Consider the following 15,734-nt stretch of genomic DNA (forward strand, 5'->3'; position numbering starts at 1 on the left):
ATGGGAGACACAACAGCAAGGTATTCTGATGAGGATTTACAAGAGTTCAAGGAAATCATCTTACAAAAGATAGCAAGTGCAGAGGAAGATTTGAGTTTGCTAGAGAGTTCGTATAAGAATGACAGCAATAATGGTACAGATGATACATCTCCAACATTTAAGTCCTTTGATGAAGGAACAGATACAATGGCAAAGGAGGCAAACGTGCAATTAGCCATTCGTCAAGAAAAATTTATTAGAGATTTAAAAAATGCATTAATTCGTATAGAAAATAAAACATATGGAATTTGCAGAGTTACTGGTAAGTTAATACAAAAAGAACGATTGAAATTAGTGCCTCATGCTACTTTAAGCATTGAGGCTAAAAGAAAACAATAATAGCAAGAAAAGCTTCCATCTTTTGGAAGCTTTTTTATTTTTATGAAAAAAATAAGAATTTTTATCATTAGCCTTTTCATAATAACTAGTGGCTTTTCTCAGCAGAGTATAGTCAAGCGTTTTACGAGTATTTCTAAAGATATTGAGATTTCAGTAGTAGGCTTGGATGATATTACTATTGTAAATTCAGATACCACAGTTATTGAAGTAGCTTTATTTAATCAAAAACTGCATTCGAATTATGTTCGAATTGGAAACGAGGAGAATGTGTTAAAAATTCAATTTGAATTGCCTTTTGAACCTTCTGAAGAAGGTGTTTTTAGGAAGTTTATAACAAAAAGGTTACACAAAGCTTATGGGATAGTGAAACTTCCTAAAAACAGAGATGTTATTCTTTATGGGGAGGATTTGGATGTGATTTCAGAGAGCTATAATGGAAATTTAACGATTTTTATAGCTAAAGGAGAGCTGCGATTGAATACAGTTAAGGGTACTGTTAAGGCAACTCTTTATCAAGGAAATGTTTTAGGAGATGTTAATAATACTAATATTAAGATTACAACTAACAAAGGAAGCATTAATGTGAATGAAGAAATGAAAACTTCGCCGTATAAACTTGACGTAAAAAAATCAAATAAAATATTTAAGGTAAAGAGTATTCAAGGAAATATTCAAATTAACGTAAAATAAATAGAAAATGGCGTAACAAATCTCCTTTCGTAGAGTCTAATTCAACAGAAAATCAAAATAAAATTTAGAATGAATAAAAATGTATTCGCTATTGCGGTAGCAGGAATATTATTGGTAGGATGTAAATCAACTAAAAAGTTAAATCCGAATGATATAGCCACAAAAAAACCAATAGCAGCTACATTAAATCTGACGGAAGTAGCAGATGATAAGGTTCCTGTAACAATTGATCCAGGTTATTTTACAAGTCAAAAAGTAATTTATAGACTACCAAGGGTAGTACAAGGAACTTACTCAGTTAGTGATTTTGGTAAGTATGTAGATGACTTTAAAGCTTTTGATTATAAAGGGAAAGAGTTACCTATAAAGAAAATAGATACAAATACTTGGGAAATTAACAATGCAGTTAATTTAGATAAAGTTCAGTATTGGGTAAATGATACTTTTGATATGGAAGTAACAGGAGGAATAGGCGGAGATGTTCCTTTCTCTCCATCAGGAACGAATATTGAAGAAACAAACTATGTGTTAAATTTACACGGATTTATTGGTTATTTTGATTCTTTAAAGAATAGTCAATATACCCTAGACGTAATCGCACCAGCTACTGTAAAAAGAACCTCTGCTTTACAAGAGATAGCGGCTACAAAAAGTAAAGATGGGAAAGTAATAACGTCAAGTTATTTTGCTCCTAGGTACTTTGATATTACAGATAATCCGATGTTTTATGGAGAGCTAGATGTAGCGGAATTCAGCGTAGGAGATATTAAAATTGTATTGAGTGTGTATTCTCCAAATAAAAAGCATAATGCTAAACAAATAAAAGCAGTTATGGAAAAAATGATGCAAGCTCAAAAAACATATTTAGGAGATATCAATAGCACTGCTCGCTATGATATTTATTTGTATTTAGCAGATCAAAAAGAAACAGCACCTAAAGGTTTTGGGGCTTTAGAGCACCATACTTCTACTGTAGTAGTATTACCAGAGGCAATGCCAGATAAAATGTTAGCTAAAAGTATGATTGATGTGGTTTCTCATGAGTTTTTTCATATTGTAACGCCATTAAATGTACATTCGGAAGATGTACACTATTTTGATTATAATAAGCCTACCTTTTCTAAGCATTTATGGATGTACGAAGGAATTACAGAATATTTTGCTACCTTATTTCAAATTCATCAAGATTTAGTAAAAGAAGAAGAGTTTTATAATAAAATTATGGGGAAAATTAAAGCATCATTATCTATGGATGATACTATGAGTTTTACCAAAATGAGTGAAAATGTTTTAGAAAACCCGTATGCACCTCAGTACTATAATGTATATCAAAAAGGAGCTTTGATAGGAATGTGTATTGATATTTTATTAAGAGAAGAGAGTAATGGAAATAGAGGTGTATTATCTTTAATGAAAGAATTATCGAATAAATATGGCAAAAATAAACCGTTTCATGACGATGCTCTTATTGAAGAAATAACAGCGATGACCTATCCTTCGATAGGAACATTCTTAAAAACTCATGTAGTAGGAACAACGCCTATTGATTATGGAAAATTTTTTGCTAAGGTTGGGTTGAAATATACAACATCAATGGTAAAAACAAATTACCTTCAAGATGATGGGGTTTTCTTAGTAGATAGAGATAAAGAAACAGGAGCCATTAAATTTACAGGAGGAGTACATAACAATAGCTTTTGGGAAGATAATGGTGCAAAAGAAGGAGATGTGATTAAAGAAATTGATGGAGAAGTATTAACGCCAGAAAATGTAAATGAGGTATTAGGTAAAGTTTTTACTTGGAAACCAGGTCGAGAAGTAGAAGTCAAGTTAGACAGAAAAGGAAAAGAAATAGTTATAAAAACAGTACTAACGGTAACTTACGCAAAGAAAACTAATTTAACAGAAGATCCAGTTGCTAGCCAAAAGCAAAAGGATTTGCGTAAAGTGTGGATGAAAGGGTAATAGGTGTTTTTAATTGAATTTTTTAAATTCAAATTATAAGTAAAATATTACAAAAAAATGATTTAAGAAGCCAATAGCATTACTCTTTGTTATTGGCTTTTTGAATAAATTAGGGTGAAAAAAGATTGATAAAGCTTCTGAATAAAGCCCTTTTTATCTAAAGAATATTATTATTTTTGACAGATAATTAAAATAATATATGTCTAAAAAAAACATCGCTATTCTTACGGTTGTTTTAGCAATCTTAATAGATCAAATTAGTAAAATATATATAAAAACAAATTTTATATTAGGAGAAGAAGTAACTGTGCTTTCTGACTGGTTTAAGATTCATTTTACTGAAAATAATGGTATGGCTTGGGGGTTTGAACTTGGAGGAAAAGCGGGGAAACTCTTTTTAACATTGTTTCGTTTAGTAGCGGTGTCAGGTATTGTATATTGGTTATGGCAAACTATTCAGAAAAAAACTCATAACGGAGTTATTATTGCTATTTCATTGATCTTAGCAGGAGCCGTTGGAAATATTATTGATTCGGTTTTCTATGGTGTGTTTTTTGAAAGTTCAGCACATAAAGTTGCAGGCTTTCTTTTAGAACCCGATTATAGTAAACTTTTTTATGGGAAGGTGGTAGATATGCTGTATTTTCCAATATACGAAGGAGAAAGTTTTACTTTTTTTAATGCTATTTTTAATGGTGCGGATTCGTGGATTACTATTGGAGTAGCGCTTCTATTCATATTTAATAAACAGGCATTTCCGAAAGAAGAAGTGTAGGCGTTTTTTCTATATCTTTCATGAAAATTAGTTAAGATGCAAATTGTAAAATATACGGCGGTATTCATTCTTGGTTTTTTAGTAGCTAAGTTTTGGTATGACAAAAGAGATACTGATTATCAGAAAGAGGAGATAAAGGTTATGCTTAACGGTATAAAGAGTATGAGTAAATTGGTAGTGGCTGAAGGAACCTTTTCAGAAGTACTAAATTATTCTGATAGCAAGAAGTATCTTTATGATTTTTTGTCGTTTGATAAGAAAGCAATTGTAACCGTAGAAGCCAAGGTAGAGGTAGGTTATGATCTATCTAAATTAGATGTTCAAATAGATTCTATAGGCAGAAAAATAGTTATCAATAAGATTCCTTCAGAAGAAATTATAGTGGTTCCAAATGTTAGATATTTTGATTTACAGCAGAGTCAATTCAATTCATTTACAAAAGAGGAATTAAATAAAATCAATCAAAATAGCATAGCCCGTATAAAAGAAACGGCAAAAGTTTCAATGTTGCAAGCTGATGCTAAAATTCGATTATTTGAAGAATTGTCTAAAATCTATCGACTTTCCTCAGTATTTAACTGGGAGGTAGTAGATCATACAGATAGTAATTTACTACATGAATTCTTGATAAAAGATTAGTGAGGGAGTTTATTGCTCAAAAGACCATAGATAAAAGCACCTAAGGTAGCTCCTATTAAAACAACTAAAATAGCAATAGTACCATGCCCTACTAAAACAAATATAGGACCTGGACAAGCACCAGCTAAAGCCCATCCTAATCCAAAAATAGTTCCTCCGAATAAGGTTCTTATAATTCCCTTTTTCTTTTCTTTCACCATTATTTGCTCTCCTATATAGTTTTTAATAACTCCTTTTTTAAAAAGTAGCATAAGAATAGCCGAAACCACAACGGCAGAGCCAATAATTCCATACATATGAAAGGATTGGAATTTAAACATTTCGTATATTCTATACCAAGAAACTACTTGCGATTTGCTTAATATAATTCCGAATAAAATACCAATAAATAAGAATTTTATATTTTTCATTTTATGTTATTTGTTATAAAGAGAAAGATTGCAGTAAAATAAATTAAAAAATGAGAGGAATAAAGAACCAAGTCATTAACAACCCTCCTATAAAAAAGCCCATAGTAGCAATAAGAGAAGGAAGCTGAAAACTACTTAATCCTGTTATGGCGTGCCCCGAAGTGCAGCCACCTGCATACCTAGCTCCGAATCCAATTAAAAACCCAGCTCCTATTAAGATAAGAAACCCTTTAAAAGAAAATAAAACCTCTTTTCCGAAGATTTCTGAAGGTAGATAAGAGTTGCCTGCATTAGAAAACCCCAGCTCAGAGAGTTCTTTTACAGTTTGAGGGCTTAGTGCAATTTCCTTAGTGGGCATTAAAAAATTGAATGAAATAAACCCGCCGATTACTATTCCAGTAGCAAATATTAAGCTCCAACCCCTAGCTTTCCAGTCTGTTTTAAAATAATCAGATATTTTTCCAGCACCACCAATGGTACAAAAGGTTTCTAAATTGGTAGAAACTCCGAAGCTTCTTCCGAAATAAAATAGTAAAAATAATACGCTTGCTATCATTGGTCCAGTAATGTACCAAGCCCATGGTTGAGTGATAAAGTCCATTTTAATATTGTGTCATTAGTTTAGAAATATAAGCCATGATTGAATTGGTAGCACCAACATTGTCTTGAATATATTTTTTATTAATCTTCCCCATGTCTGTTCTAAGAGAAGTATTTTGTTTTAATGTAGCAAAAGTACTAGAAAAATCTTCTTTGTTTGTAACAATTGTTGCACCCTTTAACTCCAATAAGTCAATTGCTTCCTGAAATTTTTTGTATTTTATTCCGCCAAAGGTAATTGGAATACCGTAGGTAGCAGGTTCTAAGATATTGTGTAATCCCGTAGCTAAACCACCACCTACATAAGCCGTATCAGCATATGAGTAAATTTTAGTTAGTAATCCAATAGTATTTATGATTAGCACTTGATAATTAGCAATATTTTTACCTTCTTTTTCAGAAAACACAACAGTAGGTTTATTAATTGATTTTTTTAAATTTAAAATATCTTTTGGATTGATATTATGTGGGGCAATGATGAATTTTTCATCGGAGGAAGCGTTATTGTTAATATAATTTACCAATAATTCTTCGTCTTCTTTCCAAGTACTTCCTGCAACAATAGTATAGGTATTGTTCTTAAAAGAATTTACAAATTTAAGTTCGTTTTGTTGTTGTAAAATCTCGAAAACTCTATCAAATCGAGTATCGCCACTTACAGAGACATTATTAAAGTTAATTTCTTCTAAAAGTTTCTTAGAAGTATTATTTTGAACGAAGAAATGTTGAAAAGCTTTGAGAGACTTTCTCATAAAGGCGCCATACCACTTAAAGAAAATTTGATTTTTCCTGAAGATTCCAGAAACTAAAAGCGTTGTTGTTTGGGTGTTATACAATTCATTTAATAAGTTAGGCCAAAATTCATATTTAATAATGATAGCAATTTTAGGATTAACTTTTCGAATAAATTTTTTCATATTCTTTGGAGTATCTATAGGAAGATAGCATACAACATCCGCCAATTTATAGTCTTTGCTAACCTCATATCCAGAAGGAGAAAAAAAGGTTACTAAAATCTTGTATTCAGGAAAATACATTTTTATTTGCTCTATGATAGGTCGTCCTTGTTCAAATTCTCCAAGAGAAGCAGCGTGAAGCCAGATAACTTTGTCTTTTTTTTTGAATACAGCTAGTTTTTCAAAGCTTTCTTTTCTACCATTAACAAAAAGCGCTAATTTTTTATTGAATATTGCTAAGAAGTTGATAAGCATTGAAGCAAGATATAGTAAAGGAGTATAAAATAAATTCATAGCCGCTAATTTATGGAAATAAAAAAAGACCATTTATAAATTATAATTTAAAACGGTCTTTTTTACGAAACTCAAATTAAAGAGAAGAAATGATTACTTTCTCTTTTTATCGACCTCTTTTAATAAAAGAGAGCATTTTGCTATATATCCAAAATCAGAAGCTTTACTATTTTTGGCATCTTTTAGACACTTTTCAGCGCTTAGTTTAGCTATCTTATATTTTTTTAGTTTATAGGCTAATTCACCTTTATAATAGGTGTACCAGAAAGCTTGAGGTCTCAAAGCCTCTGCTTTACTGAACCATTTGAAAGCAGTGGTAAGGTCTTTGTTTTTTTCATAATAATATTGTGCAGCATCAAAATAAGTTTGAGGAGCTGCTACTTTTTTGGAGTTGATAATTTCTGCATCAATTTGTTGTTGAATGATGGCATCAGAATCTACTTTTACAGGGATTACTACTTTGGTGTTTTCCCAAACTATGACAAAATCAGCGCCGTCAACAGTATAGTTTTCAAAATAAATATTTAAAGTTTCAGAGGTGTCGGTAGTGGTTTTTGAAGGCGTTGAAAATCTGATAAAGTCATTTTCCTGTTGGTAACCAGCATCCCCCCATAAGTTACTTTTTTTATGAAAAATAATAGTCCACTCAGTCTTATTAGGAATGGTATATAATCCGTAGGTTCCTGCTGGGATTAAGTGATTAGCAAAAGAAGCTTCTTTGTCTAAAGTAATCTTAGTTGCTGCATTAGCTCCTGTTCTCCATACTTTTCCGTAAGGGATTAAGGAACCAAAGATAATTCTACCTTTTTTACTAGGTTGACTATAAGATAAGTTAATATTAGCAAGCCCAACTTGTTGTTGGATTGTTGTTTTAGGACTTAAGCTGGGTTTGTTAATTTGAGCCGTTAAACTAAGAGAGGCTACTAAATAAATGAAGATACTAAAGTAAATTTTCATGAGTTTGTTTTTTAATCGTAAGCATTAGACGATTTTATTTTATGAAAATTACAAAAGAAATTGGAATACTATGTATTGATTAGGATTGGTGTAAAAAGGAGATTGTGAAATACGAAAAAGCTTCTTTTTTCTAAGAAAAAAGAAGCTTTTTATAGTGTAGATTCTTACTTATTTCATTTCAAAATCTTCCATGAATTTTGTTGTATAGTTTCCAGCAACATAATCAGGATGATCCATAAGTTGTCTGTGAAAAGGGATGGTAGTTTTGATTCCTTCAATAATAAATTCATCCAAAGCGCGCTTCATTTTATTAATAGCTTCTTCACGTGTCTGTGCAGTTACAATTAATTTAGCAATCATTGAATCATAGTTAGGAGGAATCATATATCCTGCATAAACATGAGTGTCTATACGAACCCCATGGCCTCCTGGAGAATGGAATGTGGTTATTTTACCTGGCGCGGGTCTGAAATTATTATAAGGATCTTCTGCATTAATCCTACATTCTATAGAATGCAATTGCGGATAATAGTTTTTCCCTGAAATTGGTACACCAGCAGCTACTAATATTTGTTCTCTAATTAAATCGTAATCTACTACTTCTTCGGTAATAGGGTGTTCTACCTGAATACGAGTATTCATTTCCATAAAGTAGAAGTTACGATGCTTGTCTACTAAGAACTCTACAGTACCAGCTCCTTCGTATTTGATATATTCAGCTGCTTTTACAGCTGCTTTACCCATTGCATCTCTCAATTCATCGGTCATGAAAGGAGAAGGAGTTTCTTCTGTTAATTTTTGATGGCGGCGTTGTACAGAGCAATCTCTTTCAGATAAATGGCAAGCTTTACCAAAAGAATCTCCAACAACTTGGATTTCTATATGGCGAGGCTCTTCAATTAACTTTTCTAAATACATACCATCATTACCAAAGGCAGCTTTTGCTTCTTGACGAGCAGAATCCCATGCATCTTGTAAATCTTCCGGATTCCAAACAGCTCGCATTCCTTTACCACCACCACCAGCAGTAGCTTTTAACATTACAGGATATCCTGCTTCAGTAGCAAGTTGTTTGCACTCTTCAAAGTCTTTTATAATCCCTTCAGAACCAGGAATACAAGGAACTCCTGCAGCAATCATAGTTGCTTTAGCAGAAGCTTTGTCTCCCATTTTATCAATCATTTCACCAGTAGCGCCAATGAATTTGATATCATGCTCAGCACATAGATTAGAAAATTTAGCATTTTCAGCTAAGAAGCCATATCCAGGATGAATAGCATCTGCATTTGTAATTTCTGCAGCAGCTATAATGTTAGACATTTTTAGGTAAGAAAGATTACTTGGGGCAGGGCCAATACAAACTGCTTCATCAGCAAACTTTACATGTAAACTTTCTGCGTCAGCAGTAGAGTAAACAGCAACAGTTTTAATGCCCATTTCTCTACAGGTTCTAATAACACGTAATGCTATTTCTCCTCTATTGGCAATTAATATTTTTTTAAACATAATTTTTAAGTTTATGAGTCTATGAGTTTAGTTACGAATTCATTTTAGCTCTTATATAGAGTGTTAAAATGCTATACTTTTTAAACTGAATAAACTAAATGTTATGAAGGATCAACTAAAAATAAAGGTTGGTCGAATTCTACAGGAGAAGAATCATCAACTAAAACTTTAACGATTTTACCAGAAACTTCTGATTCTATTTCATTAAATAACTTCATTGCTTCGATGATACATACAGTATCGCCTGTTTTTATTTCAGAACCTACTTCTACAAAGTTAGGTTTGTCTGGAGAAGGTTTTCTGTAAAAAGTACCGATAATAGGAGACTTTACAGTAATATATTTAGAGTCATCTTCTGTATTATTTGCAGCAGGGGGATTCGTTATAGGTTGCGCAACAGGAACAGGGGCAGGAGCAGCTATTTGAGGAACAGCGGCTATTGGAGCAGCTGTTTGTACTATGGTAGTTTCTGTTTTTTCAGAACCTGTTTTAATAGTAATCTTAACATCTTCCATCTCTAGCTTTACTTCACTAGCACCAGATTTAGCTACAAACTTTATAAGATTTTGAATTTCTTTTATATCCATGTTGTTTGAATTTTTGGTTGTTGATTTTATGAATTATATGCCCATTTTAAATAGATAGCTCCCCATGTGAAGCCTCCTCCGAAAGCGGCAAAAATTAAATTATCTCCTTTTTTAAGTTCTTTTTCATAATCGTTTAATAATAAAGGTAATGTTGCAGAAGTGGTGTTACCATATTTATGAATATTCATCATTACTTTATCGTCTTCCAAGCCAACTCTATTGGCAGTAGCTTCAATAATTCTTTTATTAGCTTGATGAGGTACTAACCAATTAATATCATCTTTTGTTAAGTTGTTTCTGGTGAGCATTCTTTCCGCAACGTCAGCCATATTTGAAACAGCAAATTTAAAAACAGTTCTACCTTCTTGATGAACGAAGTTCTGTTTGTTTTTTAATGTTACTTCAGTAGTAGGAAGTATTGATCCTCCTGCATCAATTTTTAAGTATTCACGTCCGTTACCATCACTTCTTAAATACTCATCTTGAAACCCTAATCCTTCTTCGTTAGGCTCAAATAGAGCAGCGCCAGCACCATCTCCAAAGATAATACAAGTAGCCCTGTCAGTATAATCAATAATTGACGACATTTTATCAGCTCCAATTAAAAGAACCTTTTTATAACGACCAGATTCAATATAGCTAGTTGCTACTGACATTCCGTATAAAAAACTAGAACAAGCAGCTTGCAAATCATATGCAAAAGCATTAGTAGCGCCTATTTTTGTAGCAGTATATACAGCCGTTGAAGCAACTGGCATATCAGGTGTAGTTGTAGCTACGATAATCATATCAATATCCTTCGGGTCAACGCCCGATTTTTGTAGTAAATCTTCCGCAGCTTTGATAGCCATAAAAGAGCTACCCAAGCCTTCACCTTTTAAGATTCTTCTTTCTTTAATACCAGTTCTTGTAGTGATCCACTCATCATTGGTATCTACCATACTCTCTAACTCTTTGTTAGTTAGTACGTATTCTGGAACGTATTTTCCTACTGCTGTGATCGCTGCAGTTGTTTTAATCATAGTTGTTGTTTGTTGTAAAACGAGCGTCCAAAGTAATGAAAATTATTTTACTTTTTAATGAAAAAAACGTCAAAAACATTTGTTTTTGACGTAGAAACACAAAAAAACCCTCAATTCGAGGGTTTTTTTGTGCTTTAAAAGAAATCAATTAAGCTTCTGCAACAGCAGATTCTAATACTACTTGACCTCTGTAATATAGTTTACCTTCGTGCCAATGAGCTCTGTGGTACAAATGAGCTTCTCCAGTTGTTGGATCTGTAGCTATTTGAGGAACAGAGGCTTTGTAATGAGTTCTCCTTTTATCTCTTCTAGTTTTAGATATTTTTCTCTTTGGATGTGCCATTTTATGTCTTTTTTTCTGTTAGTAAATCCTTTAATTTATCCCATCTAGGGTCTGTTGACTCTTCTTCAACAGTTTTCTCTTCTTTAATCTCTAATTCTCGTAGTTTTTTTAAAGCTTCTGAATCCATAGTTCCATCTAGTACTTTAGGATGCACTCTTTTTGAAGGAACAGCAAGGACGATCATTTCATAAACATATTGGGCTATATTTAGCTGGTATGCTTCGTGAGGTAATATTAATATTTCCTCATTGTCGTCGTTAAATTCTGCTCCAAACTTTACAATTAAAGGTAAAGTTGCTTTGATTTCCTGATCAAATGACTCATTAGTAATGTCACAAGGAACATTTACGGTTCCATTTGCTTCAAAATTAAGTTCGAAAAAGGTGCTCTTTTTTAAAAAATTAAGAACTACTTTTACATTTGTATCAATAAAATCATCAAATTGAAAAGCTTCAAAGAACTTTTTGCCAATTTGATATTCAAACAAATGACTTCCTTCTTTTAATCCTACAAAAGGAATGTTGAATTGCTTTAAGTCTTTCATCTACAATATCAATTTGAGCGTGCAAAGATATAAAAAAATGTTTTTATATCCTGTTTTATATAAAAAAAATACATTATTTCGTTGTTAATGCGTTTTTTACTAGGTTTTTGTATTCTTCTCTATGCTTAAATATTCGTAATGAGGTAAATAAAGCTTCTTTAAAAGAATCAGGGTTCGCAAGTCCTTTACCTGAAATATCGAAACCTGTTCCGTGGTCAGGAGAAGTCCTGATTTTTTCTAAACCAGCAGTGAAATTAACACCATTACCAAAAGATAGCGCTTTAAATGGAGCCAAACCTTGATCGTGATACATTGCTAAAACACCATCAAACTCTTGGTAAGTTTTAGATCCAAAAAAACCATCGGCAGCATAAGGTCCGAAAACGAGTTTCCCTGTTTTTCTAATTTTAGCTATGGTTGGTCGAATAATTGCATCATCTTCTTTACCTATAACTCCATGATCTCCGCAGTGTGGATTCAATCCTAACACTGCGATTTTAGGTTTATGGATGCCAAAATCTTGTTGTAAAGATTGGTACATTATATTTACCTTTTCTTCAATAATTTCAGAAGTAATATTTTGAGCTACTTCTGAAATAGGAATATGACCGGTAATTAAACCTATTCGCAAGGTTTCGGTAAGGAGAATCATTAAGCTTTTGCCTCCTAGCTCTTTTTCAAGAAATTCTGTATGACCTGGAAAATTAAAAGAGTCAGATTGTATGTTTTCTTTGTTGATAGGAGCTGTTAGAAGGGTGTCGATTTCTCCTTTTTTTAATGATTCTGTGGCTGCGGATAATGATTTTAAAGCAGCTTTACCTGATTGTTGAGTAGGAGTTCCAATATGAACAGGTACTTCGTCTTTCCAAACAGAAAATAAATTCACCTTTCCGTGAGATATCTCGGATAGAGAAGAAGCATTATGGATGCTTATGTTGGAGCGTAAAGTTTTCTTATGATATGAAATCATTTTTGGAGAGCCAAATAAAACTGGGGTACAAAAATCTAACATTCTTTTGTCTTCGAATGTTTTTAAAATAACTTCTATACCAATTCCATTCGTATCTCCAATTGAGATTCCTACAATAATTTTATCAGATTTATCCATGTTTACTTTCGTAATGTTGTATTTTTGAGAGCTACAAAAGTAACCAAAATTTACTGAAAAATGTTTACAGGAATTATTGAAACGCTAGGTGTTGTCACCAAAACAGAGATAGAAGCAGGGAATATCCATTTAACGCTTCAGAGTAATTTTACAAATGAGTTAAAAATAGATCAAAGTGTTGCTCATAATGGGGTTTGCCTTACAGTTATAGATATTAAGGGAGATGAGTACACGGTAACAGCAATTAAGGAAACGTTAGATAAAACCAATATAGGAGGTTTGCTTATTGGTGATGAAGTAAATTTAGAAAGGGCAATGAAATTAGGAGATAGGTTAGATGGTCATATTGTTCAAGGACATGTAGATGAAACAGGTAGTTGTATTGCTGTGAAGAATGAGAATGGAAGTACTATTTATTCATTTGCTTATAACTCAATGAATAATAATGTTACTATAGAAAAAGGATCTATAACAATAAATGGAGTAAGTTTGACTGTTGTGGATTCTAAAGTTAACGAATTTAGCGTGGCTATTATTCCTTATACTTTGGCACATACCACTTTTAAAAATATAAAGAAAGGAGATGAAGTTAATCTTGAATTTGATGTTATTGGTAAATACGTATCAAGATTAACTCAAATAAAAGAAGGGTAAATTTATTTAAAGCGTGTTGCTGTGTTTTGTAGTTTAAATAACTTATTTTTGTAGCAACATGAATCGTATAAAGAAAAATATCAAGCATTTAAGAAAGTTGAAGAGGCTGACGCAAGATCAGTTGGCAAATGAACTAAAAGTAACTCGTTCTAAAATAGGGTCTTATGAAGAGGGGCGTTCTGAACCCTCCATTGAGATGTTAATGTTGTTTTCTGATTATTTCAACTTACCTATAGATGTACTGATTAAAAAAGATCTAACTTACGCTACTGATTTTTCGTTTATAGATATTACAGACCAACGTATTTTATTTCCTATAACGATAAAAGAAGAAGAGGATGATTTTATAGAAGTTGTTCCTGTGGCCGCATCGGCTGGTTATTTATTGGGATATGATGATCCTGAGTATATAGAGCAACTGGATAGGATTAAATTGCCTTTTTTGCCAATAGGTAAACATAGAGCCTTTCCTATAAAAGGGGATTCTATGCTTCCTTTAAAAGATGGTGCCTATGTGGTTGCTAAATTTGTAGAAGATTTTAACGAAGTTTCTAATGGAACGACCTATGTGGTTGTAACGAGGAATGATGGAATGACTTATAAAAGAGTGTATAATGATATTGAAAAAGAAGGGGGATTTCTGCTGTCTCCTGATAACCCAAACCACCAATCTTATTTTGTTCCAGTCACGGAGATTTTGGAAATGTGGGAGTTTACATGTGCTATTAATACGCAAGAGTATGATGAAAAAGAGCTGAAAATAAGTAGTATTGCAATGATGTTGAATGGGTTAGGAGTAGAATTAAGAGAGTTAAAGAAAATAGTGTAGCGTTTATTTTAATATGAATTAATGGATTAAGAACTAAAACAAAAAAACCTTAACAAATATTTGTTAAGGTTTTTAGTACAGAAGGCGGGACTTGAACCCGCACGAGCATTACGGCTCATTGGATTTTAAGTCCAACGTGTCTACCAATTCCACCACTTCTGCGTATGTTTTTTCTGACTACTTTAAAATTAAGCCTCACCAATAAAAGTGAGGCTTAGTACTGAAGGCGGGACTTGAACCCGCACGAGCATTACGGCTCATTGGATTTTAAGTCCAACGTGTCTACCAATTCCACCACTTCAGCATAATCTTTTTTAAAGGATTAGAGCGAAAGACGGGATTTGAACCCGCGACCCCCACCTTGGCAAGGTGATGCTCTACCCCTGAGCTACTTTCGCGTAGTCAAAACTATTTTAATGAACTTGCATCGTTGTGAATGCGGGTGCAAATATAACACCTTTTTTTTAATTGCAAAGAAAAATTTCAATTTTTTATAAGTATTTCAATAAGTGCTAAAAAATATGGTAGTTCGCTAATAAAAAAATATCTTTGCAAAAATTTTTTTAATACTAAATGAATTCTGTTTCAGCTATCGATACTAAAATAAGCATAAAGGCATTGTTTTCCGATTTTAAACAACTTACGAAAGTTGGTTTATCGGCAAGCGTTGTGTTTACTTCAATAACAGGATATTTGTTAGGGGTAAACCAAATTAGTATCACAACGATACTCCTATTAGGAGTAGGGGGGTACTTAATGGTAGGGGCATCTAATGCCTTTAACCAAGTTATAGAAAAAGATACAGATGCCTTGATGCAACGTACTAAGAATAGGCCTATTCCAAGCGGCAGGATGAAAATAAATACAGCGTTAACGATTGCGGTATTATTTACCATTATCGGTATTACAATACTCTATACAATTAATGCGAAATGTGCTTTATTTGGAGCAATCTCTATCTTTCTATATACGAGCGCCTATACTCCTTTAAAAGGAATTACTCCTTTAGCGGTATTTGTGGGGGCAATTCCTGGGGCAATTCCATTTATGCTAGGTTGGGTTGCTGCTACAAATCAATTTGGTGTTGAAGCAGGTTTCTTATTTATGATTCAGTTTTTTTGGCAATTCCCGCATTTTTGGTCTATAGGTTGGTTACAATATGAAGAATATCATAAAGCAGGTTTGCATATGTTACCCATGGATAAAAAAGATAAAGGAGCAGTTACTCAGATTATTTTTTACACCTTGGTGATGATGTTGATTTCTATCGCGCCAGTGTTAAGAGTAACAGGTGTTTTCTATATTTATCCTATAACTGCAGTTGTTATCTTGTTATTAGGAACTCTAATGTTGTACTATGGGATAAAGCTATACAAGTCAGAATCAAATACAGATGCACGAAAATTAATGTTGGCAAGTGTTTTTTACATTACAATAGTGCCAATAATATATGTAGTAGATAAATTTTTACATTAAT

18 protein-coding genes and 3 tRNA genes are annotated in these 15,734 nt (G+C 32.7%); 8 read left to right on the top strand and 13 right to left on the bottom strand.

Features of this window, described 5'->3' with window-relative positions; translation table 11 throughout:
- The 5 genes from MARIT_RS01465 (at position 1) to MARIT_RS01485 (ending at position 4,447) form a co-directional block, all read left to right on the top strand.
- Positions 1 to 378 carry a TraR/DksA family transcriptional regulator gene (locus MARIT_RS01465; protein ID WP_024740009.1) on the top strand — a complete coding sequence of 126 codons (378 nt, stop codon included), beginning with the start codon at positions 1 to 3 and terminating at the stop codon, positions 376 to 378.
- Between the two features lie 42 nt (positions 379 to 420).
- On the top strand, positions 421 to 1,068 hold the full coding sequence (locus tag MARIT_RS01470) for a hypothetical protein (RefSeq protein ID WP_100210573.1): 648 nt from the start codon (positions 421 to 423) through the stop codon (positions 1,066 to 1,068).
- Between the two features lie 69 nt (positions 1,069 to 1,137).
- A complete protein-coding gene (locus tag MARIT_RS01475) occupies positions 1,138 to 3,033 on the top strand; it encodes a M61 family metallopeptidase (RefSeq protein WP_024740011.1) in 1,896 nt (631 codons plus the stop codon).
- Between the two features lie 199 nt (positions 3,034 to 3,232).
- Positions 3,233 to 3,808, top strand: a complete 576-nt coding sequence (locus tag MARIT_RS01480; RefSeq protein ID WP_024740012.1) for a lipoprotein signal peptidase — start codon at positions 3,233 to 3,235, stop codon at positions 3,806 to 3,808.
- Positions 3,809 to 3,844: 36 nt separating this feature from the next.
- The gene (locus MARIT_RS01485) at positions 3,845 to 4,447 is read left to right on the top strand and encodes a DUF4230 domain-containing protein (protein WP_024740013.1); all 603 of its coding nucleotides are present in this window, start codon (positions 3,845 to 3,847) and stop codon (positions 4,445 to 4,447) included.
- Here MARIT_RS01485 and MARIT_RS01490 read toward each other — a convergent pair.
- The 10 genes from MARIT_RS01490 to pdxA all read right to left on the bottom strand — a co-directional run bounded on the left by MARIT_RS01490 (position 4,444) and on the right by pdxA (position 12,774).
- Complete coding sequence (locus tag MARIT_RS01490) at positions 4,444 to 4,857, bottom strand: DUF6691 family protein (protein ID WP_024740014.1); 414 nt, start codon at positions 4,855 to 4,857, stop codon at positions 4,444 to 4,446. The two genes, MARIT_RS01485 and MARIT_RS01490, sit on opposite strands and share 4 nt — an antisense overlap.
- 43 nt (positions 4,858 to 4,900) lie before the next feature.
- Positions 4,901 to 5,458, bottom strand: coding sequence for a YeeE/YedE family protein (locus MARIT_RS01495; RefSeq protein ID WP_024740015.1), 558 nt, complete (start codon positions 5,456 to 5,458; stop codon positions 4,901 to 4,903).
- Position 5,459: 1 nt separating this feature from the next.
- On the bottom strand, positions 5,460 to 6,707 hold the full coding sequence (locus MARIT_RS01500) for a 3-deoxy-D-manno-octulosonic acid transferase (protein ID WP_100210574.1): 1,248 nt from the start codon (positions 6,705 to 6,707) through the stop codon (positions 5,460 to 5,462).
- 93 nt (positions 6,708 to 6,800) lie between these two features.
- A complete protein-coding gene (locus tag MARIT_RS01505; RefSeq protein ID WP_024740017.1) occupies positions 6,801 to 7,664 on the bottom strand; it encodes a DUF2911 domain-containing protein in 864 nt (287 codons plus the stop codon).
- A 168-nt stretch (positions 7,665 to 7,832) separates the two neighbouring features.
- A complete protein-coding gene (gene accC, locus MARIT_RS01510) occupies positions 7,833 to 9,170 on the bottom strand; it encodes an acetyl-CoA carboxylase biotin carboxylase subunit (protein WP_024740018.1) in 1,338 nt (445 codons plus the stop codon).
- 101 nt (positions 9,171 to 9,271) lie between these two features.
- Positions 9,272 to 9,757 (bottom strand): acetyl-CoA carboxylase biotin carboxyl carrier protein, encoded by a 486-nt coding sequence (gene accB, locus MARIT_RS01515; RefSeq protein ID WP_024740019.1) that lies wholly within the window; start codon positions 9,755 to 9,757, stop codon positions 9,272 to 9,274.
- 26 nt (positions 9,758 to 9,783) lie between these two features.
- Positions 9,784 to 10,779 (bottom strand): beta-ketoacyl-ACP synthase III, encoded by a 996-nt coding sequence (locus MARIT_RS01520; RefSeq protein WP_024740020.1) that lies wholly within the window; start codon positions 10,777 to 10,779, stop codon positions 9,784 to 9,786.
- A 148-nt stretch (positions 10,780 to 10,927) separates the two neighbouring features.
- A complete protein-coding gene (gene rpmF, locus MARIT_RS01525) occupies positions 10,928 to 11,122 on the bottom strand; it encodes a 50S ribosomal protein L32 (protein ID WP_024740021.1) in 195 nt (64 codons plus the stop codon).
- 1 nt (position 11,123) lies between these two features.
- Complete coding sequence (locus MARIT_RS01530; RefSeq protein ID WP_024740022.1) at positions 11,124 to 11,666, bottom strand: YceD family protein; 543 nt, start codon at positions 11,664 to 11,666, stop codon at positions 11,124 to 11,126.
- A 73-nt stretch (positions 11,667 to 11,739) separates the two neighbouring features.
- Positions 11,740 to 12,774, bottom strand: coding sequence for a 4-hydroxythreonine-4-phosphate dehydrogenase PdxA (gene pdxA / locus MARIT_RS01535; RefSeq protein WP_100210575.1), 1,035 nt, complete (start codon positions 12,772 to 12,774; stop codon positions 11,740 to 11,742).
- A 60-nt stretch (positions 12,775 to 12,834) separates the two neighbouring features.
- On the opposite strand from pdxA, the gene MARIT_RS01540 reads away from it, so the two are divergent.
- Both MARIT_RS01540 and MARIT_RS01545 read left to right on the top strand, forming a co-directional pair.
- Positions 12,835 to 13,428: a riboflavin synthase gene (locus MARIT_RS01540; RefSeq protein WP_100210576.1), complete on the top strand. Its 594-nt coding sequence runs from the start codon at positions 12,835 to 12,837 to the stop codon at positions 13,426 to 13,428.
- 58 nt (positions 13,429 to 13,486) lie between these two features.
- Complete coding sequence (locus MARIT_RS01545) at positions 13,487 to 14,257, top strand: LexA family transcriptional regulator (RefSeq protein WP_100210577.1); 771 nt, start codon at positions 13,487 to 13,489, stop codon at positions 14,255 to 14,257.
- Between the two features lie 76 nt (positions 14,258 to 14,333).
- On the opposite strand, the gene MARIT_RS01550 is transcribed toward MARIT_RS01545, so the two are convergent.
- The 3 genes from MARIT_RS01550 to MARIT_RS01560 form a co-directional block, all read right to left on the bottom strand.
- Positions 14,334 to 14,419, bottom strand: a tRNA-Leu gene (locus MARIT_RS01550).
- Between the two features lie 56 nt (positions 14,420 to 14,475).
- Positions 14,476 to 14,561, bottom strand: a tRNA-Leu gene (locus MARIT_RS01555).
- A gap of 22 nt (positions 14,562 to 14,583) precedes the next feature.
- Positions 14,584 to 14,655, bottom strand: a tRNA-Gly gene (locus MARIT_RS01560).
- 175 nt (positions 14,656 to 14,830) lie between these two features.
- Here MARIT_RS01560 and cyoE point away from each other — a divergent pair.
- Positions 14,831 to 15,733: a heme o synthase gene (gene cyoE, locus MARIT_RS01565; protein ID WP_100210578.1), complete on the top strand. Its 903-nt coding sequence runs from the start codon at positions 14,831 to 14,833 to the stop codon at positions 15,731 to 15,733.
- The last annotated feature ends 1 nt before the right edge of the window (position 15,734 follow it).

The organism is Tenacibaculum maritimum NCIMB 2154, assembly GCF_900119795.1.
GTDB classification, from domain to species: domain Bacteria; phylum Bacteroidota; class Bacteroidia; order Flavobacteriales; family Flavobacteriaceae; genus Polaribacter; species Polaribacter maritimus.

Excerpts from the sequence above, each read along its gene's own strand:
- MARIT_RS01530 (WP_024740022.1), bottom strand. The coding sequence starts at position 11,666 with ATGAAAGACTTAAAGCAATTCAACATTCCTTTTGTAGGATTAAAAGAA.
- accC (WP_024740018.1), bottom strand. The coding sequence starts at position 9,170 with ATGTTTAAAAAAATATTAATTGCCAATAGAGGAGAAATAGCATTACGT.
- MARIT_RS01545 (WP_100210577.1), top strand. The coding sequence starts at position 13,487 with ATGAATCGTATAAAGAAAAATATCAAGCATTTAAGAAAGTTGAAGAGG.
- MARIT_RS01480 (WP_024740012.1), top strand. The coding sequence starts at position 3,233 with ATGTCTAAAAAAAACATCGCTATTCTTACGGTTGTTTTAGCAATCTTA.
- MARIT_RS01485 (WP_024740013.1), top strand. The coding sequence starts at position 3,845 with ATGCAAATTGTAAAATATACGGCGGTATTCATTCTTGGTTTTTTAGTA.
- pdxA (WP_100210575.1), bottom strand. The coding sequence starts at position 12,774 with ATGGATAAATCTGATAAAATTATTGTAGGAATCTCAATTGGAGATACG.
- MARIT_RS01470 (WP_100210573.1), top strand. The coding sequence starts at position 421 with ATGAAAAAAATAAGAATTTTTATCATTAGCCTTTTCATAATAACTAGT.
- rpmF (WP_024740021.1), bottom strand. The coding sequence starts at position 11,122 with ATGGCACATCCAAAGAGAAAAATATCTAAAACTAGAAGAGATAAAAGG.
- MARIT_RS01495 (WP_024740015.1), bottom strand. The coding sequence starts at position 5,458 with ATGGACTTTATCACTCAACCATGGGCTTGGTACATTACTGGACCAATG.
- MARIT_RS01465 (WP_024740009.1), top strand. The coding sequence starts at position 1 with ATGGGAGACACAACAGCAAGGTATTCTGATGAGGATTTACAAGAGTTC.
- MARIT_RS01520 (WP_024740020.1), bottom strand. The coding sequence starts at position 10,779 with ATGATTAAAACAACTGCAGCGATCACAGCAGTAGGAAAATACGTTCCA.
- MARIT_RS01505 (WP_024740017.1), bottom strand. The coding sequence starts at position 7,664 with ATGAAAATTTACTTTAGTATCTTCATTTATTTAGTAGCCTCTCTTAGT.
- accB (WP_024740019.1), bottom strand. The coding sequence starts at position 9,757 with ATGGATATAAAAGAAATTCAAAATCTTATAAAGTTTGTAGCTAAATCT.
- MARIT_RS01500 (WP_100210574.1), bottom strand. The coding sequence starts at position 6,707 with ATGAATTTATTTTATACTCCTTTACTATATCTTGCTTCAATGCTTATC.
- MARIT_RS01475 (WP_024740011.1), top strand. The coding sequence starts at position 1,138 with ATGAATAAAAATGTATTCGCTATTGCGGTAGCAGGAATATTATTGGTA.
- cyoE (WP_100210578.1), top strand. The coding sequence starts at position 14,831 with ATGAATTCTGTTTCAGCTATCGATACTAAAATAAGCATAAAGGCATTG.
- MARIT_RS01490 (WP_024740014.1), bottom strand. The coding sequence starts at position 4,857 with ATGAAAAATATAAAATTCTTATTTATTGGTATTTTATTCGGAATTATA.
- MARIT_RS01540 (WP_100210576.1), top strand. The coding sequence starts at position 12,835 with ATGTTTACAGGAATTATTGAAACGCTAGGTGTTGTCACCAAAACAGAG.